Source organism: Candidatus Limnocylindrales bacterium (genome assembly GCA_035559535.1).
Classification (GTDB): Bacteria; Moduliflexota; Moduliflexia; order Moduliflexales; family JAUQPW01; genus JAUQPW01.
Genome location: DATMBG010000012.1, coordinates 250,095 through 272,305, shown reverse-complemented (window position 1 = coordinate 272,305; position 22,211 = coordinate 250,095). Strand labels below are relative to the sequence as shown.

The window sequence follows — 22,211 nt, the reverse complement described above, 5'->3', positions numbered from 1 at the left end:
ATTACCTGTGGCCTGTTAGTACAGGCAACTGACCGGTTGTCCTTACTGCTTTCTGCTTACCGGGGGTTGTCTGTCATTTTTTCTCGAAAGAATTGGATAAACTCTTCAGCCGGCATAGGTTTACTAAAAAGAAAACCCTGCATTTCATCACAGCGATAGGGACGTAAAAAGGTCAGTTGCTCTTCGGTTTCAACACCCTCGGCAATGACCTTCAGGTTTAGACTATGAGCCATGGCAATAATAGCCGTTGTAATAGCTGCATCATTGGGATTTGTAGGAATATGCTGAACAAAGGATTGATCAATTTTTAAAGTATCAATAGGAAAGCGTTTGAGATAACTCAGGGAGGAGTAGCCGGTTCCAAAATCATCGATGGAAAGTTTAACCCCTAAGGCTTTCAATTCCTGCAACTTCGTAATAGCTCTTTCCACATTTTCCATGCCAATACTTTCGGTCAATTCCAGCTCCAGATAACTGGGGTGAAGACCGGTCTTTTCTAATACCTGGGCCAGCATTTTGGTTAAATCTTCTCGTTTAAAGTGACTTATCGAAAGATTTACGGCCATGCGCAAAGGAGGAAGACCGGCATCTTGCCAGGCTTTATTTTGAGCACAGGCTGTCAGTAAAACCCATTCCCCAAGAGGTATAATAAAACCGGTCTCTTCTGCCAGCGGGATAAATTTACCTGGAAGGATCAAACCTAATTTGGGATGACGCCAGCGGACCAGAGCTTCTACACCGACAACCTTTCCGGTATGGATATTTATCTGAGGTTGGTAATAAATCACAAATTCTTCCCGCTCTAATGCCCGGTATAACCGACTTTCCAGAGCTAATCGTTCCAAGGCGGTAGCATTCATGGCAGGGGTATAGAGCTGATAAGTGTTCCGGCCCTGTTCTTTGGCCCGATGTAAGGCTGTATTTGCGTTCTTGAGTAAGGTCTGAGCATCTTCTCCATCATTAGGATAAAGGGCAATCCCGATGCTGGGCGTAACATGAAGCTCATGACCTTCGAAATAAAAGGCAGATTTAAGAATTTCAATGATTTTCTGAGCGGTTTTTGCCACATCCTCTACCTGGTCCATACCCGGCAACAGAAACGCAAATTCGTCATCTCCCAGACGGGCTACGGTATCTCCCTCGCGTAAAGAGTTTATCAATCGCCGGGCAACTCCTCGCAATAACTGATCACCTACCGCATGTCCTAAAGTGTCATTGATAATTTTAAATCGATCCAAATCCATGAGCATAACCGCCAACCTTCCTTGGTTACGATGGGCTTGAGCTAAAGCCAGGGTAAGGCGGTCATTAAAGAGCGTTCGATTCGGTAGACCGGTCAGAGCATCGTCATAAGCCAGGTGACGAATCGTTTCCTCATCCCGCTTACGTTGGGTGATATCCGTCTGTACCCCAATAAAATGGGTCAGGCGCCCTTTCTCATCCCGTACAGGCGCAATGGTCAATTCATTCCAGAACGGAGACCCATCCTTACGGTAATTTTTTAAAACCACCCAGCATTCCCGTTCCTCCCGTAGGGCGTTTCGAATCTCTGAGATAGTCGCCGGGTCCGTGTCGGGTCCTTGCAGAAATCGCAGGTTACGCCCCAAGATCTCTGCCTGGGTATAGCCGGTTATCCTTTCAAGAGCCGGATTACAATAAATCACGGGATTATCGGGTTGGTTTGGATCCGTAATGGCAATTCCACTGCTGGCGGCTGCAATTGCACGATCTCGCAGTCGCATCGCCTCTTCGGCTCGCTTGCGTTCCAGGAGATCACGTATTCGTCGCTCAGCAATAGCCAGTCGCACCTTTAGAAGCCTGACATCTACTGGTTTAGATAAATAATCGTCCGCACCGGCTTCAAGTACTTCTCGGAGATCTTCCACCTGATCCCGCACCGTGATGATCAAAATCACACTCCAATTTCCTTGGGGAAGCAGTCGCATTCGACGACAGAGCTGTAAACCATCCATTCCTGGTAGCACCCAATCCAGGACAATCAAGGGATGAGCCTCCTGTTGATAAATCTCCCAGGCTGTTTCAGCATCAGCACAAGCCGTAACTTCATATCCACACGACCGGATAACCGTCTCCAGCAACCGTCGTGTCAAGGGATCATCTTCTACAAGGAGTACTTTCATAGGCTAAAGTCTTCTCCCTACAGCCAAACCCAGATTCACGGAGTTTGGCCTATTTACGTTATATTGCCCTTTACCTACCTTCACAAAAATTATGCTACTTCTAACAGGGGAAATGTCAAGATATTGTCTGGCTTATTTAACATTTGTTAGATAAAATGTCAAGTATTCGATCATATATTTTACATTTGTTAGGTCTATAGGGTGGTATAGGACCTCAGGGGGCTACTTTTTCTGTTTGGCTTCTCGACCTGCCCTTCCTGCCCTTAAGGTTTGAATGATGGCTTCTTCGTCATAAACACAGCCGCCCCAGGTACCGCCACCGGACAATTGGAGTTCGGCAAAAAGTTTGACCGCAAGAGGCAAATGCGGATCGGGCCGCAAGTCTTTGCGGGGAGCACGTTCGGCGAGGATGCGATGACCCCTTTCGACACTCCAGGATTCCTTTGGAGAGCCGGCTTCTCCGATCAGGTTAATCGTGCCGTTCAGTTGGTTGCGATCAATTCGAATGTGGAGAATATCTCCATCTAGAACCTTTCCTATAGGTCCTCCTGCCAGGGCTTCTGGACCAACGTGTCCGATACAGGGGCCACTTGAGAAACCGGAGAATCGCCCGTCTGTGATCAATGCGACCCCTTTGAGGGCTTTGGTATATTTCAGGGCAAAGGTAATCTGAGCCGTCTCAGGCATACCTGCCCCTAAGGGACCGCGACAGATAAGAACGATAATATCTCCGGGTTGAATACGATCGGGCCCGGTGGATTTAACGGCTGCTATGGCATCATCTTCCGAGACAAAGACTCGAGCCGGACCTATATGGTCATAGACTCCATCTTTACAAAGACTGGGGTCGATGGCAGTACTCTTAACTACGCATCCCTCGGGGGCTAAATTACCCTGGGGAAAAACTACCGTGCTGGTAAGTCCCCGTTGTTTGGCACGGGCCGGGCTCATAATGACCTCATCGGGATTGACCCCATCTTGTTCACGCAGTATTTCACGGAATCGCGCCCGACGGGGGGATTCTTCCCACCACAGCAGATTATCTCGAACTGTCATACCGGAAACGGTCAGGCAATCCAAATCCAAAACTCCCAGATCTCGCAAATGGAGCATGACTTCGGGAACGGCCCCTGCCAAGAATACTTGAACCGTCTTATAGTTGGTCGGACCATTAGGGAGTACATCAACAATCCGGGGAACGATTCGATTGATCCGGGCCCAATCCGCCACAGTCGGTCTTTTAACACCTGCCGAGTGAGCGATAGCAGGAAGATGCAATAAGAGATTGGTAGAACCTCCAAAGGCAGCGTGAACCGCCATAGCATTTTCAAAAGCAGCAGGTGTCAGAATGTGACGAAGTGTCAGGCCTTTCTGCTCCAATTGTTGAAGTGCCATGGCAGAGCTGCGAGCCAGGTTTAACCAGACAGGTTCACCTGAGGGAGCAAGGGCAGAGTGGGGTAAAGCTATGCCTAAAGCTTCAGCTATAACCTGGGAAGTGGCGGCAGTCCCTAAGAACTGACATCCTCCTCCCGGACTGGCACAGGCAGAGCAAGCCAGTTGAGCAGCTTCCTGGATCGTTAATTCACCGTGAGAGAACCGAACCCCTATCGATTGGACTTTACCGGCATCTTCACCTGCTATAGGAGGCAGCGTCGTTCCGCCCGGAATCAGGATACCCGGTAAATCGCGAGCTGCTGCCAGAGCCATCATCATGGCCGGAAGGCCTTTATCACAGGTTGCGATGCCTATAAGGCCTTTACGATTGGGTAGTGAACGAATCAATCTCCCCAAAACCTCAGCCGCACTATTACGATAAGCCAGGCTATCCATCATCCCCACAGTCCCCTGGGTTCGCCCATCACAGACATCTGTACAATGGGTGGCAAATGGGATGTAGCCCAGATCCTTGAGGGTATTCGCCGCTTCCCTCACAAGCAAATCAAGTTCCCAATGACCCGTATGATAACCCAAGGCAACCGGGGTACCGTCCCTCTCCCGAAGGCCCCCCATTGTACTCAAGATCAGCATATCCTTCCCAAATACCCGGGCAGGGTTCCAGCCCATCCCCGCATTCTGTGATCCTGCAAACAAATTACCGCTGGGTTCTCCCCGAAGCATCTCCTCTGTAAAGGGTAACATACCCTGAGGCCCTGGAGCTTTTGTTCTAACCTCAAAAATATCCTCGGAGGATTGTAAATAATCAGGCCATACTTTTGAGTTCAAAACCATGGATAAATCTCCTTCCCGGTCAACAAAGAACCGCAAAGATACCAGAACACAAAGAATGATCCCTTATGAAACCTTTTCGGGAATCTTTCAGATTCCGGTATCCTTATGGACAAAAAGTTGTTTCCTTTTTACCCAAACTTAGGGGATTCTTTCTGCATTATTACGCACAGTATACTTCTCATTTTCCACAAATCAAGAAATTGCTTTACCGAAGTAAAGAAATAAGTTGCTAACCGGTAATAGGGTCTTATACTAAGATAAGAACGTTTCTTAATTATTTTAAATTTTCTATAAACCTTATTCCCTATTTTGTAAAAAGAAAAGAGGTGTCTATGATAACAGTTACCGAAGTTGCCAGAGAAAAGGTGCTTGAGCTGATGCAAAAGACCGGAAAGCCTATCAAAGGGCTACGGGTCATTGCTGAGGCCAAATCACCCTTAAAAGTTGAGCACCGTCTGCTTTTTATCGTCGAGGGACAGGAACAACCGGAAGATATCGTTGTACCCGTTGAGGGATTTGATATTTATATTGATCCTCAAAGTGCCCAGTATTTAGAAAACGCAACCCTGGATTACGTCGATAATATCATGAGTAGCGGGTTCAAAATAGATGCACCTAAAAAGCTGCCGGCCCATCTTACAGGACCTGTAGCTCAGAGGATCCAGCAGTTGATCGATACCCGAATTAACCCTGCCATAGCAGCGCATGGAGGCTATGTATCCCTTATAGATATCAAAGATAACGTGGTATATGTGCAACTGGGTGGAGGATGCCAGGGATGCGGAATGGTGGACGTTACCTTGAAACAGGGCATCGAGGTTATGATTAAAGAAGAGGTACCTGAGATTACACAGGTTCTTGATGTAACGGACCATGCAGGTGGAAAGAATCCCTATTACCAACCCTCCAAGTAGTTGAAATCTTCAAGGATTGTAAGGGCTTGTACGAACACCTTCGATTGTTTTTAATTATTAAAACGATTCCAGGTGTTACGACAATCAGCAGGGTAGCAGGTGCAAATTGTTTTGATCTCAACTTATGAGTTGGGTCGTCAACCCTTTGGTCTTGCCTCACCGGCTGCATGGTTACGACGTGAGGGATTTGAGGTGGTCTGCCTGGATCTGGCCGTTGAAGAATTGTCCGAAGAGACCCTTAAGACGGCAGATGTGGTAGCACTTTACGTTCCAATGCATACTGCCACACGCCTGGCCATTCCACTCATTGCTAAGATCAAAGCACTTAACCCGACAGTATCCATCTGTTTTTATGGGTTATATGCTCCCTTGAACGAAAGGTATTTACGTGAATTGGGTGTAGAGGTGATTCTTGGAGGGGAATTTGAAGAGGGTCTGGTACAGTTCTGTAAACGGTTTTATAGGGAGATCGAAAAGGCGTATTCAGAAGCCGGAGGTCTCCCAACTCAGGTCCCTCGACCTTCAAAGCAGGTCGAGCCTGTTATCTCAAGAAATCGTCAGCAATTTCTGGTTCCAGATCGGCGGGATCTTCCAGATCTATCCAATTATGCACGGTTCTATACTGGGAAAGGAACCTTCCGAAAAGTAGGTTATGTAGAAGCCAGTCGAGGTTGCAAACATTTCTGCCGCCATTGCCCTATTGTACCTGTTTATCAAGGGAAATTTCGGATTGTACAACAAGAGGTCGTCTTACAGGACATTCGTCAGCAAGTAGAAGCCGGTGCTCAGCATATCACCTTTGGCGACCCGGATTTTTTCAACGGTATCGGTCATACCATTCCCCTGGTTCAGGCGCTTCATCGGGAATATCCCCATCTTTCCTACGACGTAACCATCAAAGTGGAGCATCTGCTGAAATATGCTTCTTATCTGCCTGTCCTGCGTGAAACCGGCTGTGCTATTGTAACAACAGCTGTAGAATCCATCGATAATCATGTGCTGGCGATCCTGAACAAAGGCCATACTCGAGAAGATTTCATAAAGGTCGTGCAGTTGTTTCAGGAGCACGATTTAACCCTTAATCCAACCTTTGTGACCTTCACCCCGTGGACGACCCTGGAAGGTTATCTGGAGTTACTTACCTTACTAGATGACTTGAATTTGATAGACCACGTAGCTCCTATCCAGTTAGCCATTCGCTTATTGATTCCTGAAGGCTCAAAGCTTCTGGAACTCCCTGAGGTCAGGGCCTTGATAGGTCCCTTTGAGGTAGAGCGGTTAAGCTATCGCTGGACCCATCGTGATCCCCGGGTTGAACAGTTGTACCAGGAAGTAACTAAACTCGTCCGTAAGGGTATTATGAAGAAATCAACCCGACGGGAGATTTTTGATGCTATTCGGTCTTGTGTCCGTAGGGCTTTAAATCAACCCGAATCGGCAAGAGAACCTTTGGATCTACACCCTTCCACCAGCGTTCCTTACTTAAGCGAACCCTGGTATTGCTGAGCCGAGCCTACGGAAGAGCAGTTTGCTCTGGTTTAGTTATCTACTTCTTCATCAATGTGGATCAGGTAGCCGTTTTTGCAACAAATACTATTTGCTCTGCATCCGCCAGATACCATCCCAATCCTCTAGAGGGGGATTCTGCTGGTAGTTCTTGCAACGCTTAATCATTAACTGAGTTGGAAGATCTTTGGGATATAACTCCATAACCCTTTGAAAAAATTCGATAGCCTGGCTCCAGTGATGAGTTTGGTATACGGTAAGCGCTGCAGAGTAAAGCTCAACCAACCGTTCTTCTTTCTGGCTTACTTCTCCCTTGAGTCCCAGCAATTCATAGATCAAAATCCCTTCTGTCTTCCCCTTGACGGATACCCAATCCAGAGGCCTGGCCACAACCTCCTGGTTTACAAGGAGATAGGTACTTTCACTAATTAGAATCGCTGTGTTATAATATTTATTCAGATTTTCCAGGCGGCTGGCCAAATTCACCGGGTCCCCAATGACCGTATAATTTAATCTCGATTCCCCCCCGATGTTGCCAACTATCAACTCTCCCGTGTTCAGGCCAATCCTGGAAAAGAGGAGTGGCTTGGCTTCGGCTTTCCACTTCTCACGCAGTGCTTTAAGTTTTTCTTGACTGCGGAGGGCGGTTATACAGGCCGTGAGGGCATGTTGAGGATTTGGGTAGGGTGCACCCCAAAAGGCTAAAATTCCATCCCCCATGTATTTATCCACCGTGCCACCACTCTCGAGGATTTGTTCACTCATTGCACTGAGATATTCTCCGAGGAGTTCTACCAATACGTTGGGGGGAAGTTTCTCTGAAATAGATGTGAAATTGGCGATATCCGAGAAGTAAATGGTAAGGGTTTTGAGTTCCCCTCCCAATCGGGCTTCCTGTCCTGAAGCCACCAAAGAACGTACCAAATCTGCAGGGACATACTTCTGAAAAGATCTCAGGCTGGTCTTCATTTCTTCTACTGCCAGGGTAAGACGGTCCACCTCTTTCACAATGGTACGTACTATGGGCTTGGGCTGAAGGTAGAACTGACCGATCGCCTCTGTTTCTCTGGCCAATTGTTTCAGTGGCCGGGAGATCCTCATAGACAGCAAGATACTGAGAAGAGTTGCAATCACCAGGCTGACCAGGCCGATACTCGCAGTAATCAGGTTGTTTCTATCAGCATGTCCCATAAAGTCTATCTTGGGAACTACGATACAGATCAGCCACTTTAAGCCGTGTTTGCCTCCTAAGGGACGATAACCCCCCATATATTCCACCCCACCCTGGATAAACCTCAGGGGTACAGGATATTTTATTTTGTCGAAATCGATTGTCGGTGGAAGGTTTTGCATAAACGAACGCAGGAGTGGATCGGAGAGTTCTTTGCCTGGAACCAACTCATGCACCTGCTGGCTCCCTCGTTGAACAATCCTTATAAAGTTCTTTGGATCACGATAGGCAATCACCTGCCTTTGTTCTTCCTCCAGATTGCCTTTAGGACGAACTTCAACAACAAAAGCAAAACCGGTCTGGCCGATTTTGAGAGTTTGGAGGAATTCACTCAGGTTGTAAATATCCAGATCAGCGGTCAATACCCCTATCAATGAACCATCCGATCCCCGGACCGGCGTAGCGTAAGTAATGCCGGGAATACCCGGTTCCGGGGGGGCATTAAAAATATAGACCTGAGTCCAGATCGGAGTCCCTGCAGTCTGGGCTGTCCGGTAGTAGGGTCGCGTCCTTGGATCGTAGGAAAAATCAGGATCCACCAAATAAAGTTCTCGCGAGCCGTCTTCGGTAAGATAAAACTCACTCCTTACGATCTTTCCTGACGGATCTCGAATAGCATATTGAATGGTCAACCTGGGCTGGAACTTCACCATCTCCTCTTCTTTGCTGCCAGTGAGTGCCCGAGAAGGCATCCAATCTTTAGGCATACGCCTCACATGGCAGTACTCTCCGGTAGCTTCTAAACCCAGGGAGAGGAAGGTCAGATGTTTGTGGATTTTCATCATCTCATGGAAGTAGTCGGTGATCCACCCAAAATCGCTTGCCGTAAGCCTCTTATTGTTGGTAGTCAGCAATTTCTTGCTGAGGATGACCAGATCCATCTGACTCTGTCTGGATGCGGCATCCAGTAAGGTCTCAATTTGATGGTCGATTAACTTAAAGGTTTGATCGAGGATTTGCGAAGAGAGGTCATCTGCGGTGAATCGCGTATTAAAGTAGGAGAAAAAGCCTACTACCGATACCGTAGGGATCAGTAAGACCAGTAGAAGGGCCGTCAGCGTAGTTTGAAAAGTCAATTGCACGGTTAAATCATCATTGAGTTGATCATATCATTTTATCCAGAAAAATGGACCTATCAATATGCCAGTTTAACAAAAGACTTAAATTTAGAGGGGATAGAAGGATAGAAACCACTCCATGGGTAATCTACAACCTATTCAACCGAAATGGGTATAACCCCTACAGATAATAGGATATCACCTTTTACCGAAAAAGTCCATCTGTTAAGAATTTAAAATTCTATAAACATGAGGAGCTTAAAGCAGGTAAACCGGCTGGGAGAGGTTTTATCCAACTTCTCCCGGCTCAATATTTTTGCGGTATGATTACAATCTCAAGTCGTCGGTAAGCTTCTCGTAGGGCTTCTTCCACAAAGGCGGGGGATTCACCCCGGGCAAAGATAAAACCCAGGTACTTAGAGCCTTCGGGTAGCGGCTGAACTTCCTGTTCCAAAGGAATGCTGATAACGATTTCCTCAATACCTTCCACTTGAGCGGCGCGTTCTTTTCCGTGTACAGCCTGTAGAATTCCCGCATGGGGAATGGGTAACATCATTACCCCGGCTGCAGGTTTTTCACGGTCGAAGGATTCAATTTCGAGTCCTACAGCATGGCGGAGGATGAGTTCTTCCAGAGAGAGGCCGGTTCCAAAACGGAGTGTTCGGGAACAGAGTCCTCCAATGGATCGGGCCGCAATTTCGATTATCCAGGGTCCTCGATGGTTATACCGAAGCTCCGCATGCACAGGTCCTTCCTTCAATCCAAGTGCTTCTGCAGCCTGAGCTGTGCAGGCAGCGATGGCTTCTTGAATGGAGGTAGGGAATCGAGAAGGAGTGATATAGAGGGTTTCCTCGAAGAACGGGCCTTCCAGGGGATCCGGTTTGTCGAAAAGGGCCAATACTTTAAGCTTTCCTTGAATGAGGAGCCCTTCTAAAGCAAATTCCGGTCCGGAAATAAAACCTTCGACCAGGACTTGCCGTGCTGCGGTACCCAGGCGATCTCGAACTTCCGGGTTTTCCAGGATAGAAGCCAGCCGGTAGAATGCCTGGACGAATTGCTTTTCATCATCTGCCCGGATAACCCCTTGACTGGCCGACAGAGACACGGGTTTGACCACACAGGGGAAGGTGACTTTTTTAGCCAGATCGGTAGGAGGATCCTCCAGGGAGAAAAGCCAAAAATCCGGTGAAGGAACTCCGGCCCTGGTCAGAATTTCCCGCATTCGATACTTGTTTCGGGTCGCTATAACGGATTCAATGGAATTATGGGGTAAGGATAACGCTGCAGAGGCCATGGCTGCCAGCAGAACTGAATCATCGTCGACTCCTACGACGGCATCGAAGGGATATTTCCTGGCAAACTCAACGATTTTCTGGGTTGCCTGCTCAGGTTTATGAAAATTAAGGGTTAGTGACCTCGCAGGCAGATACCTGGACAATGTCTGCGCCTGATTAGAACCAACCACAACCTCGATGCCCAATTGTCGGGCCGCTTTAAGGAAAGCCCCTGCCCGGTAAGTTCGGGTAGGTAAGAGAAGAAGAATCCGATGGTTACTGTTTATGGAATTCAATTAAACCTCCTGGATAGATAGCTAAACATATTCTCCTTTCTTTAAGCATAGAGGAAATTCAAACAGATTTCAACTGAAAAGTGAAAGAAAAGAGGTCTTTTCGTCCGCTTTGGAAGGAAATCCTTTACAAAAACAAAAAGGGAAAGGATATACCTTTCCCTTTCCAGGGATATTTGAAGCGATCTCAACCGACAATCCCTTGAGATTCGGAAAACTTCGGGGGTTTAGCCCTCCAGGTAGAAATAATCCTTCGGTTAAGGGGATTTAGTTATGTCTCATTCTGTAAATATCCCGGCTGTTTACCCTCTGCATATAAGCCAGGTGCGCACGCTCGGACATTGTTACTCGACCATCGGATTTTGCTATGATCTCATAGGATCGAGTTGCTCGTTGTTCCCCTCTCAGCCAGTTGGTTTCCACAGGGGATAATTGACCACTCATGAGTCCTCTATGAATCCGCCAATGCTGCCCCAACAAGCGTGCGTTAACATAGGGGGTACCAGCCATGGAAGGGGTACTGAGGCTTAGAATCATCATCATAGAGGCTAAAAAAACCGCTAATTTTTTCATAATGTTTAATCCCTCCTTTTAAGCTTTATATTCTCTGCATAAAAAGACGTAAAGAGTGATAAAAGGTTCCCTTCTCGTCCGTAGAAGGAAAGTAATTCCGGATCAGGAAACCTTATCCCAAGCTTGACAAAAGTTAAGCAGGTAAATATTCTTATCGTTATAAAACGTATAAAATAAAAGGAAATAGGCATTAATACGTGAAAAAGGATCCGGAAGGATGCTCTCCAAGATGGAGAAAGTGCCTGAGTTACGGGGAAATTAATGCTTGTTTAATTTAAAGTCGTAGCGGACCGTGAAATTAATAATCCCAGAATTATCTTTGGTCGTTCTCATAGGGCCTTCAAGCTCCGGCAAATCTACTTTTGCCCGAAAGCATTTTAAAGCCACAGAAGTCCTATCATCCGATTTTTGCCGGGCATTGGTTTCCGATGATGAAAATAACCAGGCTGCCACCCGAGATGCTTTTGAAGTCCTTCACCTTATTGCAGAAAAGAGGCTTATCAGAGGGAGATTGACGGTTATCGATGCAACCAATGTTCAAGAAAGGTCTCGCAGGCCGCTTCTAAATCTGGCTTATAGATATCATTACATACCGGTTGCCATTGTTTTCAACCTTCCAGAAGAACTATGCCAGGAAAGAGCTCGACAGCGCCCTGACCGCAACCTCACTCCTCAAGTTATCAGTCAACATTACCGTCAGCTCCAACTCTCCCTAGAAGGTTTACATCGGGAAGGTTTCCGGTATATTTATATTTTTTCTACACCGGAAGAAGTAGAGGCGACCGTTGTGGAACGCCGACCCCTCCGGTGTAATCTCAAACATGAACGTGGACCGTTTGACATTATCGGGGATGTACATGGATGTTTCGATGAATTGGTTATTCTCCTTGAGAAACTGGGTTATAAGATAACGATCCGATCAGACGATTCCCGAAATTCTGACTATTATCTAGTTAGCCATCCGGAGGGCCGAAAAGCGATCTTCCTGGGGGATCTGGTTGACCGGGGACCCAACACACCGGGTGTTCTTCGTCTGGTTATGAGCATGGTCCAGTTTGGTACGGCCCTCTGTGTACTTGGAAACCATGATATGAAACTCCTACGTAAACTTAAGGGAAGAAATGTACAAATCACCCATGGGTTGGCGGAATCGTTGGCCCAGTTAGAATTAGAACCGCCGGAGTTCAAGGAGCAAATTATCTTATTCCTTGATAACCTGGTCAGCCATTACGTCCTGGATGGAGGTAGATTGGTAGTGGCCCATGCCGGAATGAAGAGATTAATGCAGGGACGTTGTTCACCCCGGGTACGCGATTTTGCCTTATATGGAGAAACAACTGGGGAAATCGATGAGTTTGGTTTACCTGTCCGCTATAATTGGGCCGCCCATTATCGTGGCAAAGCCTTCGTTGTATACGGCCACACACCTGTTCGAGAACCTCAATGGATAAACCGCACTATTAATATCGATACGGGATGCGTTTTTGGAGGTAAGCTCACGGCGCTTCGTTATCCGGAAATGGAATTGGTTTCTGTACCCGCTGCCCGTGTTTATTATGTGCCACCCAGGCCTTTTCTTACTTGAAGGCTGATATTTAGGATCGGTGGTAATAAGATGAGTCAATCCCTTCAACCTTTTCAAATCGAATATCTTGTAAACCGTCCGGAATACATTCCGATACTTGCCCGCTGGCATTATAGGGAGTGGAGCTATCTCAATCCCGGAGACTCTGTAGAACGGCGTATTGCCTGGCTTCAGAGTCATGGGGGTCCTGGGCAAATTCCAACGACCTTTATCGCTTTGCGGGGAGAAACTTTACTGGGATCTGCCAGTTTAATTCCCCATGATATGGATACCCGGATGAACCTGTCTCCCTGGCTGGCCAGTGTTTATGTTGCTCCTGAATTCCGGAGATGTGGAATCGGCTCGGCTCTTGTTCACCGGGTTGTTGAAGAAGTCAGAATCCTGGGGATTCAACCTCTGTATCTTTTTACTACAGATAAGGAAAGTTTTTATACTCGCCTCGGATGGTCCGTGGTTGAGCGTACTACCTATCGGGGCCAACAGGTTACGATCATGGCGATTTAAGGAAATCTGATCATGAATTTAAAAGAAAAATTTGTTGCTGAATTTTTTCTTTTCCTTTTCATCCCTCTTCTGTTCCTCCAATTTCCCCTCTTGAATGTATTGGGTTATGAACCTAGCGCTCTGATTGCCATCCTTTTCTTTTTCATGATGGGACGTCGAGGAATACAAGTTGGGCAGACACTGGCCCAGACCGGTGGAGAAGATCCTTTTTTTCTTGTTCGGCAGAAAAACGGGAAACTTTTATTTCTGGCAAGTCCTACCGTAGCTTCCTATTATTATTTACGGCGATATCTCGGTGTGGGCCTTTTAGCCTGGATTTTTCCGCTCCTGATTTATGGAACCCATAACTCCTGGACTGGTCACTGCAATTTTCTTCCAGCTGTAGGAATTTACAGTTTTGTTACACTCCCGGCACTCCTTCACGGGCTTTTTGTAGGGTTCTTTTTAGGTGTCCTCTGTCCTAATCGAAGAAGAGCCAGCGGATACTTTAAAGCCTATTTCCTTCTGACCGCCATGATATCCCTCTTAGAAGGGATACTGGGACCTCGGGTTGTCCCTCATAACCTCATTCTTGGAGTTGCAGACGTCTCCTGGGCCCAAGGTCGAAATTTCTTAACCCAACTGGCGCCATCTTATTACTGGCATCGAATGATCAGCCTTCTGCTTGGTTTCTGGTATGTTCTACTGGCTATTCTTCTTCTGCTCCGGCACAGTCCGAAAGCAAAAACAAATTTTAAATCTCACCCTCAGATTGCGTCAACTCTAAAACCGAACTTTATACAAGAAAAATTACTTCTCACAGAAAAAACAGAACAGTCCTTCCTGACCACCGGGGTCGTTGGGGTAGGAATTTTGCTGGTTGTGGTCGGGTTCTTTCCAGAAAAGGTGGGATTTGCAATAGGTTCTGGCTCCATTCGGCGCCATCTTTCAGAGATAAAAGAAACAAAGCACTTTATCCTCCATGTAGAACCGAGATCTGCGGCATCGGAAAAATTGGAGCAACTCGCCGAAGAACATGAATGGTATTATTACCAGATCCAGCAACTTTTAAGTCAAGAGGTTAAGGGAAAAATTAGTTCTTATATTTACAGTTCTGAAGATCAAAAGTATCGGTTAACTTCCATAGCGGGAGGAACATGGTTTGCGAATCCTTTTACCAATAGTATCCATGTGGTTTATGAACCGGACGGATTAGGAATTAAACTGAAGCATGAAATTGCCCATATTTTTGAAGGGCAGATCGAGAAGTCCTGGCGGTTTTGGGTATTTCCACCTCTTGTGGAAGGGTTGGCAGAAATGATTGAGGAGGATTATTGGCGGGGAGAGGATTTCCATGAGGAACTGGCTGCTGCTCGACATGCCGGAGTTCTAACCCCTGCTCCTGAAGTCCTGACCGTTCAAGGGTTTGGATTAGGACAAACATCGGTTTATAAGTCCTATGATATTGCAGGATCCTTCTATGGATTTCTGGTTTATCAATATGGGATGGACCGGTTGCTTCTATTTTGTCGCACATTGGATTACGAAGGTTCCTTTGGCAGATCTCTTCAAGAACTGGGACAGGATTGGTTCCGGTTTTTGGAAAGAATTCCGGTAAGACCAGAAGTTGAACAGCGAATTCGATATGGGTTTGATGATTCTCGATTTCCTCCTTTCTATCATCAGTCTTGCCCCCGACTGGGTAGAAAAGACCCCCTCCTGAAGAAGAAGGCTTTAGCCGAACAGCTTTTAAAAACCGGGCAATTTACTCAGGCTCGAATTCTGTTTGCCGAATTAGCCCAACAGGGAGATTCTTCGGGATATTTCCGATTACGGGAAATAGAAACGCTTCGTCGCCAGGGTTTATATGATGAAGCCATCGGTTTAATTGAAGTTCTCTACGCTTCCTCTCCTTCTTCTGGAGATCTCCTCAACGAGGTACTTGAAGTGCGAGCGCGATTATATTTACAAGCTGGCCGATTTGAGGAAGCTGTAAAAGCCCTGGATGATTGGAATACTCTGGAATACGACATTCGTGGGGCGAAGCAGCAGATAGCCTTCTATCGGGCTGTCCTCTCTCATAAACGGACACGAACCCTGCTAATCCAGGGAATTGAAGCCTCTGATCCCTGTAGTCAGAATTCCCAAAATCTCTATCGCCAGGCGCTGGAGGAAGATCCTTTGGCAACTCCGGCCCATTATCTCCTGGCATGGTGCTTCCTCGAAAATCCGGGGACTTCTGTCGATAAAGCCACCCAAGAGCATGCCGAGAAATTTCTGAAAGAAGAACCTGAACTAGATTTTGCAAAGGTAAAACTGCTACGACTCCTGGGTAAACGGGCCTTCCAAACAGGTCATCTGGAACAAGCCCTTGAGTACTTTGAGCAACTTCCCAAGTATGAAAATCATCCTAAGATCTTGCAGGAAGTTAAGGAATGGCGAGAACGTATTGCCTGGAATCGGGAAAGAGGCCAAAGGTAATTATCGTCCTTTCTTTAACACTCTATTAACTTCAATTATGTGTGAGTTTTTCGATGATAGAACGATGTTGGGGATACAGTTCAATAAGTTTTTTCCTTTCTGCCAGCTCAAAATCCCTGAAATCAAAACCTGGGGCCACAGTACCTCCTACCAAAGAATAAGAATTAGGATCATTCACCCGGGCTCCATACCAACAACCTGCTTTAATCACGGCCTGGAACATCTCTCCCTCTTCAAAATTACTCCCCAGTTTGATCTCTGATAATTCTCCATTGGGATGGATAATATAAAGAGTCAGGGGGCTACCCGTATAGAAGTGCCATACCTCATCGGACTTTATCCGGTGAAAGGCTGAAAATTGAGGCCCTTCAAGTAGAAAATAAATTGCCGTTGAGAAGCAACGGGACCCGCCAAATCTCTTAGGAAGACAGTCTCCTTCTATGAGTTCAGGAGATCGATAGGTCTCTTTATAGTATCCCCCTTCCGGATGCTCCGAAAGTTGAAGTTTTTTTATCCAATAGGCAGCATCTTTAAGCATAATTTATTATTTTCCAAGGACCTTTTTCTACTGAGTTGCCCAAGCCTGCAAGGCTTCCTCCCATAGGAAGACCCGCCCATCTTGCAGTACCGCCACCTTATGAAGGCGTGCTTCATCTTCCGCTCCAAGGGTTGCTCGCTCTCCGGCCACTACCGGGATAGCCCGATAGCCAGCTTGACGCAGCAGATTGGCTCGACGGCGAGCGCGGTTTAAATCTTCCTGATCCACTACTGCAGATATCTCCACTGCCAGCCATACCTCCGGCATCTCAGGATGATAGCGAGGTTGACCGCTAACCAACAAGTCCAGAGACAGGAGATCCTTAAACTCTTCGGATGATAGTCGGGCTTCCAGGGTTTCTTCTAAAGTCTGAAGTGGGACCACACGGAGTCGCCGTAATAACGGACCAAAGTAGGCCATAGCCTTGTCACGGTAAGTCATTTCTAAAATGCGACCTTTGAGGCCACCAACAGTTACATCGGTACGTTGTTGGGCTTCAACCAAAGCGCGTACCTGCTCGGCCAGGATCGCAACAGTAGTCTGTAAACGCTCCAGGCGTTCCTCGGTACGTCGCTGGGCTTCGGCTAAAGCAACCAGGTGTTCTTCAACCCGATCGAGACGCTCCTCCACTCGACCTAGACGCTCTTCAGCACGTCGCTGGGCCTCGGCTAAAGCAGCCACTTGCTCTTCGGTACGCCGCTGGGCTTCGGCCAGTTCTCGGACAATCTCCGGCAAAGTCAGAAGATCCTCCGACAAAAGTAAGCGTCGTAATTCAGAACGCCACTCCGGATGTTCCGCCAGTAACCGTACCAGATCTAGATACTCTTGAATAGTGAAAGCCATTCACCGATCTCCTTACACCTTAGTTATAAATCCATCATTTCCTAAATAATATAGCATCATCTGTCAAGGAAGAATATTTTCTTACCTCTTTATTATAAAAGAGGTAGGGTCGACTTTACAAGATTACTTTTCCAGGACTAACCCCTGTCTCTCATCGGCTGGAATACTTTTTTGAGGGTCCTTCTTATACCCATTCAATATAGAAGCCTCGTAGGGTCTCCCCTATACCTCAGGCAACCTCTTTAAGGCGAATAGGGATTAGCTAATTTCTCCTTCATCCATTACAGAGGCTGCATCTTCTGCTCAAAAATTAGAGTTTTCCCGGGAAGAGTACGTCCATACCGTATCCTCTTTTATTCTCCTATAATCTTGACCAGTACTCGCTTTTGTCTTTGCCCATCGAATTCCCCATAGAAAATCTGCTCCCAACGTCCCAAATCCAGTCTACCTCCGGTAATCGCTACTACAACTTCCCGTCCCATAATCTGACGCTTGATATGGGCATCGGCATTATCCTCCCCGGTATCGTTATGGCGATACTGCTGAATAGGTTCATGGGGTGCAAGTTTCTCTAACCAGTTTACAAAATCCTGGTGTAATCCCGGCTCGTCATCGTTGATGAACACAGAGGAGGTAATGTGCATAGGATTAACTAAGACCAGTCCTTCTTGAATGCCACTTTCCCGGACACACTCCTCTACTTGAGAAGTGATGTTGATAAAGGCAACTCGGGTTGATGTATTAAACCAAAGCTCTTTGCGATAACTTTTCATTTTCCTTCTCCTCACCAAATTAAAAATTTTTAGGATAATCCTGGATAATCTACAGATTTTTATAAAGGAAGCGGACAGGTTACATGGCCTATAGCCGTCGGGATTATCTATATCGAAAGCAGCCTATCATTCGAGAATTGACCATCCGGATTCCGGTCACATGGTGGAAATAGGGAAGCATGGGACCCCAATGATTATTTTCTCTCCGTGTCTTCTTGTCTCTGGGTCTTCACGTCATAATCTTCCATTTGGTGTTCCGGAGAGGATAGAAAGTAAGTGAGACACTGGAGTTCTGCGGTCATATCTATATGCCGGACTTTGACAGATCGAGGAAGGAAGAGTTGGACCGGGACAAAGTTGAGGATGGCTCGGATTCCGGCACCGGCCATATTTTTAGCTATTTCCTGAGCCCTTTCTTCAGGAACAGTTAAAATACCGATCTGGATACCTTGAGTTTTAATAACTTCTTCCATTTCACTGATATGGTAGAGTGGGACGACCGGTTCTTGAGCTTTTAAAGTACGCTGGTACTCGGATTCCCTGGTATCTATATCGATGGCGGCTACAATTTCAAAACCATGACTTTTGAATCCTTCATATCGAAGGATCGCAGATCCTAATTTTCCGGCTCCAACTACGATAGTTTTCCAGGGATTTTTTCCAGAAGAGCTCTCTAAAATCCCTAAGATACGCATGATTTCAGTTTTTAGTAAGGTTACTTCGTAGCCGATACCGCGTACTCCAAACTCTCCAAAATAAGCAAGATCTTTTCGAACCTGCGCTGAGTTAAGTCCGAATCGTTCGGCAAATTCTTTTGAGGAAATTGTCGTAATTTTCTCTTTTTCTAAAAGCTCCAGGCACCTTTCATAGACGGATAACCGATAAACGGTTAATTCTGAAATCTTTTTTGGGGTTTTCATGGTTTTTGTCCGTTACCCATTGTCCATTGTCCATTGCTGGAAGAGTAACTTACCTGTCACTCTTCTATAAAACAACGGGCAACGGACTAAGGACCCTGGACAAAGAACTAAAAAAGAGAAACCACCGATGCACGGGCCGCATTAAACAAAAGGTTTGGCAAAATACCTATTAACAAAGTTGCTAAGGCCATAACGTAAAGTGCCACCCAAAGAGGGCTCGAATTATCTACAGATTGAACTACCTTAGGTTCTTTCATATAAATGTAAACCAGGATACGGAGATAATAATAAGCCGAGATGGCACTGTTTATAACTCCGATTACGGCCAGCCAAACCAGGTTTGCATCAACCGCTGACATGAAGAGATAGAATTTACCCACAAAACCGGCTGTAGGGGGAATTCCCGTCAATGAGAACATAAATATCAGCATGAGAAAGGCTGTCAAAGGGTCTCGCTTAGATAAGCCGGAAAAGTCTTCTAAATCTATAGCCGGTACCATCAATCCAGTTTGTTTATCTTCTTTTCTTACAGCTAACAGGACCGTAAAAGCTCCCAGATTCATGAAAGCATAACTCAAAATATAGAACACTACACTGGCTGAGCCTGCTGCCGGAACCCTGGCACTGGCAACGATTCCCAAAAGGATATAGCCGGCATGGGCAATACTGGAATAAGCTAACATTCGCTTAACGTTCTGTTGGGCGATGGCCACAATATTCCCCAGGGTCATGGTCAGAATAGAAATGACGGTCAAAATAACCATCCACTGTTTCTCCAAGGCACCCAGTGCCACCAAAAGAACCCTTAGCATAACGACAAATCCGGCTGCTTTAGGACCTACAGACATAAACGCGGTTACAGAGGTAGGAGCCCCTTCATAAACATCTGGAGTCCACATATGAAAAGGAACCGCTGCTACTTTAAAACAAAGTCCTGCCAGTAGCATAATCAGTGAAAGGGATAAGAGAGGATGACTCAAAACGACCAAAGCGACTCCGGCTCTAGAATCAACTCCGGTTCTGGTCTGCTCGGTAAGATAACCGGCAATATAGGAAATTTCAGTTGAACCGGTTACCCCATATAACAGAGAGATACCATAAAGAAAGAGAGCCGATGCAAATCCACCCAGAATCAGGTATTTGAGAGCAGCTTCATTGGATCTCAAATCGGTTTTGAAAAACCCGGATAAAACATAGAAAGATACGGTCATGAGCTCCAAACCAAGATAAATAAGGATAAAATCATTGGCACTGGCCATGACCATCATACCCAAAATACTAAACAAGAGAACCGCGTAGTATTCCCCTAGGTCGAATCCTTCCATCTTTAAATAATTCATGGAGATCAAGACGGTCATACTTGCCGCAATGAGGAAAACCATTTTGAAGAAAATAGCCAGGGGGTCCGATACAAAAAGCGAGGTAAAAATTTGGGTTTTGGCACTTAGAAAGGGCAGAAGAAGAAACGCAATACCCATTCCTGAAAGAGCTACAATGGCATTAAGAGTTTTATCCTTTTGATATCGGGTATAAAACAAATCCATGCCTAACACGCCCAAGGCTGTTAAGGTGATAAAAATCTCAGGTAATATAGCGGTCCAATTCAAATTCAATGTAAGTTTGTCCGTTGCACGTTGTACGTTGTTTTTTAGTCCGTAGCCGATGGGTTTCTTCCGCCCTGTAGGGCAGGCCATTAAAGTTATGACTACGAACTAATTCCAGAAACGAACAACAGACAACGGATTATTTAAAAGCTGTCTGGATCATTTGATGGGCTTCCGAACTTACTCCTAATTGATGGATAAGATGTCCGACCGAAGCGTGTAAAAATTGCAAAAAGGTATTGGGATAGATACCCACCCAAAAGACCAAAATGAGTAGAGGAACCAGCGTAGCTATTTCCCGAAGATTCAAATCTATAAGTTCTCTATTTCGAGGATGGGTAATCTCTCCGAGCATAACCCTTTGGAACATCCAAAGCAGATAGGCCGCACTCAAGATAACCCCTATAGTTGCCAGAACTGCTACGGTTGGTTTAACTCTAAAAGTTCCGACTAAGATCAAGAATTCCCCTATAAACCCCCCCAAACCGGGTAATCCCAGAGAAGCAAAGGTAAAGATTCCAAAGAAGGCAGCATAGACAGGAAGTGATTTGGAAAGACCTCCAAAGTCGGCGATCAGGCGAGTATGGGTCCGCTCATAAATGAGACCAACTATCAAGAATAAAGCTCCTGTAATGGTACCATGATTAAACATTTGTAAAATAGCCCCTTCTATACCTTGTTGGGTGAAAGCAAAAAGTCCCAGCATCACAAAGCCCATGTGGCTGACGCTGGAATAGGCAATGAGCTTTTTCAGGTCCGGTTGAACCATCGCAACCAGCGCACCGTAGATAATAGCAATAACCGCCAGGGTTATGATGAGCGGCGCAAATTGCTTAGTTGCCTGGGGAAGCAGGGGGAGACAAATTCTCAGAAATCCATAGGTTCCCATTTTGAGTAAGACTCCGGCCAGAATAACACTTCCGGCTGTTGGGGCTTCCACATGGGCATCGGGCAGCCAGGTATGGAAGGGAAACAAGGGAACCTTGATGGCAAAGGCAAGGAAAAAGGCTAAAAAGACCCAAAATTGAAAATCAGGGCTATACTGGGGGGCCGATTGAATCAGCCTAAGCATATCAAACGTCAATTCTCCACCGGTTATTTTCTGGTGGGTAAAATATAAGCTGATAATAGCCACCAACATCAGAAGGCTTCCAGCCAGTGTGTAGAGAAAGAACTTCAAAGCCGCATAGATTCGACTCTCCATCTCCCACCTCCCCAGGATGGTTCGCTTCCCTTCACTTCCCCAAATTCCGATCAACAAGACCATGGGAATCAGCATAACCTCCCAGAACACATAAAACAGGAAAAAATCCAGGGCGGCAAATACCCCCAAAATACCGGTCTGCAAAACAAGAAGTGCCAGGGTATACTCTTTAACCCGATCGGTAATAGCCGTCCAGGAAGAGAGGATCGCGATGGCAGATAGAAGTGCCGTCAAGAAGATCATTAAAATACTAATGCCATCTACCCCTATATAGTATTGAATGCCAAAACTGGGAATCCAAGGAGTCTGCTTTACAAACTGCATCTGGGAGGTAGAAGTATCAAATGTGGCGAGCAAAAGAAGGGTCAATAAAAGGTCTACTATGGAGACTCCAAAGGCAGTCTTTCTGGCACTTTCATCGGTTTCAACGAATAATAAAATACCCAAAGCGCCCAATAAAGGAACGAAGATAATAAGAGATAAAAGCATGTTGAGGGAGTGAACTCTGGGCCGTAGACATTAGAAGTGAGCCATTGACTGGCCTTACGACCCACAATTCAC

At 46.2% G+C, this 22,211-nt stretch carries 16 protein-coding genes; 5 read left to right on the top strand and 11 right to left on the bottom strand.

Annotated features, from left to right (window positions below; all coding sequences use genetic code 11):
• Positions 1–56: 56 nt before the first annotated feature.
• Positions 57–2,141: an EAL domain-containing protein gene (locus tag VNM22_04105; GenBank protein HWP46326.1), complete on the bottom strand. Its 2,085-nt coding sequence runs from the start codon at positions 2,139–2,141 to the stop codon at positions 57–59.
• A 222-nt stretch (positions 2,142–2,363) separates the two neighbouring features.
• Positions 2,364–4,370, bottom strand: coding sequence for a YjhG/YagF family D-xylonate dehydratase (locus VNM22_04100; protein ID HWP46325.1), 2,007 nt, complete (start codon positions 4,368–4,370; stop codon positions 2,364–2,366).
• Positions 4,371–4,702: 332 nt separating this feature from the next.
• Between VNM22_04100 and VNM22_04095 the strand changes: the two genes are divergently transcribed.
• Complete coding sequence (locus VNM22_04095; protein HWP46324.1) at positions 4,703–5,284, top strand: NifU family protein; 582 nt, start codon at positions 4,703–4,705, stop codon at positions 5,282–5,284.
• A gap of 99 nt (positions 5,285–5,383) precedes the next feature.
• Positions 5,384–6,790: a CUAEP/CCAEP-tail radical SAM protein gene (locus tag VNM22_04090; protein ID HWP46323.1), complete on the top strand. Its 1,407-nt coding sequence runs from the start codon at positions 5,384–5,386 to the stop codon at positions 6,788–6,790.
• A gap of 87 nt (positions 6,791–6,877) precedes the next feature.
• Here VNM22_04090 and VNM22_04085 read toward each other — a convergent pair whose 3' ends face one another.
• The 3 genes from VNM22_04085 to VNM22_04075 all read right to left on the bottom strand — a co-directional run bounded on the left by VNM22_04085 (position 6,878) and on the right by VNM22_04075 (position 11,219).
• Complete coding sequence (locus VNM22_04085) at positions 6,878–9,103, bottom strand: adenylate/guanylate cyclase domain-containing protein (GenBank protein ID HWP46322.1); 2,226 nt, start codon at positions 9,101–9,103, stop codon at positions 6,878–6,880.
• A 283-nt stretch (positions 9,104–9,386) separates the two neighbouring features.
• Positions 9,387–10,649, bottom strand: coding sequence for an ATP-grasp domain-containing protein (locus tag VNM22_04080; GenBank protein ID HWP46321.1), 1,263 nt, complete (start codon positions 10,647–10,649; stop codon positions 9,387–9,389).
• Positions 10,650–10,913: 264 nt separating this feature from the next.
• A complete protein-coding gene (locus VNM22_04075; GenBank protein HWP46320.1) occupies positions 10,914–11,219 on the bottom strand; it encodes a hypothetical protein in 306 nt (101 codons plus the stop codon).
• Between the two features lie 292 nt (positions 11,220–11,511).
• Between VNM22_04075 and VNM22_04070 the strand changes: the two genes are divergently transcribed.
• The 3 genes from VNM22_04070 to VNM22_04060 are packed head-to-tail and all read left to right on the top strand — an operon-like array spanning position 11,512 to position 15,768.
• Positions 11,512–12,804, top strand: a complete 1,293-nt coding sequence (locus tag VNM22_04070; protein HWP46319.1) for an AAA family ATPase — start codon at positions 11,512–11,514, stop codon at positions 12,802–12,804.
• A gap of 30 nt (positions 12,805–12,834) precedes the next feature.
• A complete protein-coding gene (locus VNM22_04065) occupies positions 12,835–13,308 on the top strand; it encodes a GNAT family N-acetyltransferase (protein HWP46318.1) in 474 nt (157 codons plus the stop codon).
• 12 nt (positions 13,309–13,320) lie between these two features.
• A complete protein-coding gene (locus VNM22_04060; protein HWP46317.1) occupies positions 13,321–15,768 on the top strand; it encodes a tetratricopeptide repeat protein in 2,448 nt (815 codons plus the stop codon).
• Positions 15,769–15,799: 31 nt separating this feature from the next.
• Here the strand turns inward: VNM22_04060 and VNM22_04055 are convergent, their stop codons facing one another.
• The 6 genes from VNM22_04055 to VNM22_04030 form a co-directional block, all read right to left on the bottom strand.
• The gene (locus tag VNM22_04055) at positions 15,800–16,306 is read right to left on the bottom strand and encodes a cupin domain-containing protein (protein ID HWP46316.1); all 507 of its coding nucleotides are present in this window, start codon (positions 16,304–16,306) and stop codon (positions 15,800–15,802) included.
• 27 nt (positions 16,307–16,333) lie between these two features.
• Entirely contained in the window at positions 16,334–17,149 is an 816-nt protein-coding gene (locus VNM22_04050) for a hypothetical protein (protein ID HWP46315.1), read from the bottom strand.
• Positions 17,150–17,502: 353 nt separating this feature from the next.
• Positions 17,503–17,922 (bottom strand): secondary thiamine-phosphate synthase enzyme YjbQ, encoded by a 420-nt coding sequence (locus tag VNM22_04045; GenBank protein HWP46314.1) that lies wholly within the window; start codon positions 17,920–17,922, stop codon positions 17,503–17,505.
• A gap of 194 nt (positions 17,923–18,116) precedes the next feature.
• Positions 18,117–18,842: a redox-sensing transcriptional repressor Rex gene (locus VNM22_04040; protein HWP46313.1), complete on the bottom strand. Its 726-nt coding sequence runs from the start codon at positions 18,840–18,842 to the stop codon at positions 18,117–18,119.
• 107 nt (positions 18,843–18,949) lie between these two features.
• On the bottom strand, positions 18,950–20,536 hold the full coding sequence (locus VNM22_04035; protein HWP46312.1) for an NADH-quinone oxidoreductase subunit N: 1,587 nt from the start codon (positions 20,534–20,536) through the stop codon (positions 18,950–18,952).
• A 49-nt stretch (positions 20,537–20,585) separates the two neighbouring features.
• Entirely contained in the window at positions 20,586–22,139 is a 1,554-nt protein-coding gene (locus VNM22_04030; protein ID HWP46311.1) for an NADH-quinone oxidoreductase subunit M, read from the bottom strand.
• Between the last annotated feature and the right edge of the window lie 72 nt (positions 22,140–22,211).

Excerpts from the sequence above, each read along its gene's own strand:
- VNM22_04105 (HWP46326.1), bottom strand. The coding sequence starts at position 2,141 with ATGAAAGTACTCCTTGTAGAAGATGATCCCTTGACACGACGGTTGCTG.
- VNM22_04100 (HWP46325.1), bottom strand. The coding sequence starts at position 4,370 with ATGGTTTTGAACTCAAAAGTATGGCCTGATTATTTACAATCCTCCGAG.
- VNM22_04095 (HWP46324.1), top strand. The coding sequence starts at position 4,703 with ATGATAACAGTTACCGAAGTTGCCAGAGAAAAGGTGCTTGAGCTGATG.
- VNM22_04075 (HWP46320.1), bottom strand. The coding sequence starts at position 11,219 with ATGAAAAAATTAGCGGTTTTTTTAGCCTCTATGATGATGATTCTAAGC.
- VNM22_04065 (HWP46318.1), top strand. The coding sequence starts at position 12,835 with ATGAGTCAATCCCTTCAACCTTTTCAAATCGAATATCTTGTAAACCGT.
- VNM22_04060 (HWP46317.1), top strand. The coding sequence starts at position 13,321 with ATGAATTTAAAAGAAAAATTTGTTGCTGAATTTTTTCTTTTCCTTTTC.
- VNM22_04055 (HWP46316.1), bottom strand. The coding sequence starts at position 16,306 with ATGCTTAAAGATGCTGCCTATTGGATAAAAAAACTTCAACTTTCGGAG.
- VNM22_04050 (HWP46315.1), bottom strand. The coding sequence starts at position 17,149 with ATGGCTTTCACTATTCAAGAGTATCTAGATCTGGTACGGTTACTGGCG.
- VNM22_04045 (HWP46314.1), bottom strand. The coding sequence starts at position 17,922 with ATGAAAAGTTATCGCAAAGAGCTTTGGTTTAATACATCAACCCGAGTT.
- VNM22_04040 (HWP46313.1), bottom strand. The coding sequence starts at position 18,842 with ATGAAAACCCCAAAAAAGATTTCAGAATTAACCGTTTATCGGTTATCC.
- VNM22_04035 (HWP46312.1), bottom strand. The coding sequence starts at position 20,536 with ATGGCCTGCCCTACAGGGCGGAAGAAACCCATCGGCTACGGACTAAAA.
- VNM22_04030 (HWP46311.1), bottom strand. The coding sequence starts at position 22,139 with ATGCTTTTATCTCTTATTATCTTCGTTCCTTTATTGGGCGCTTTGGGT.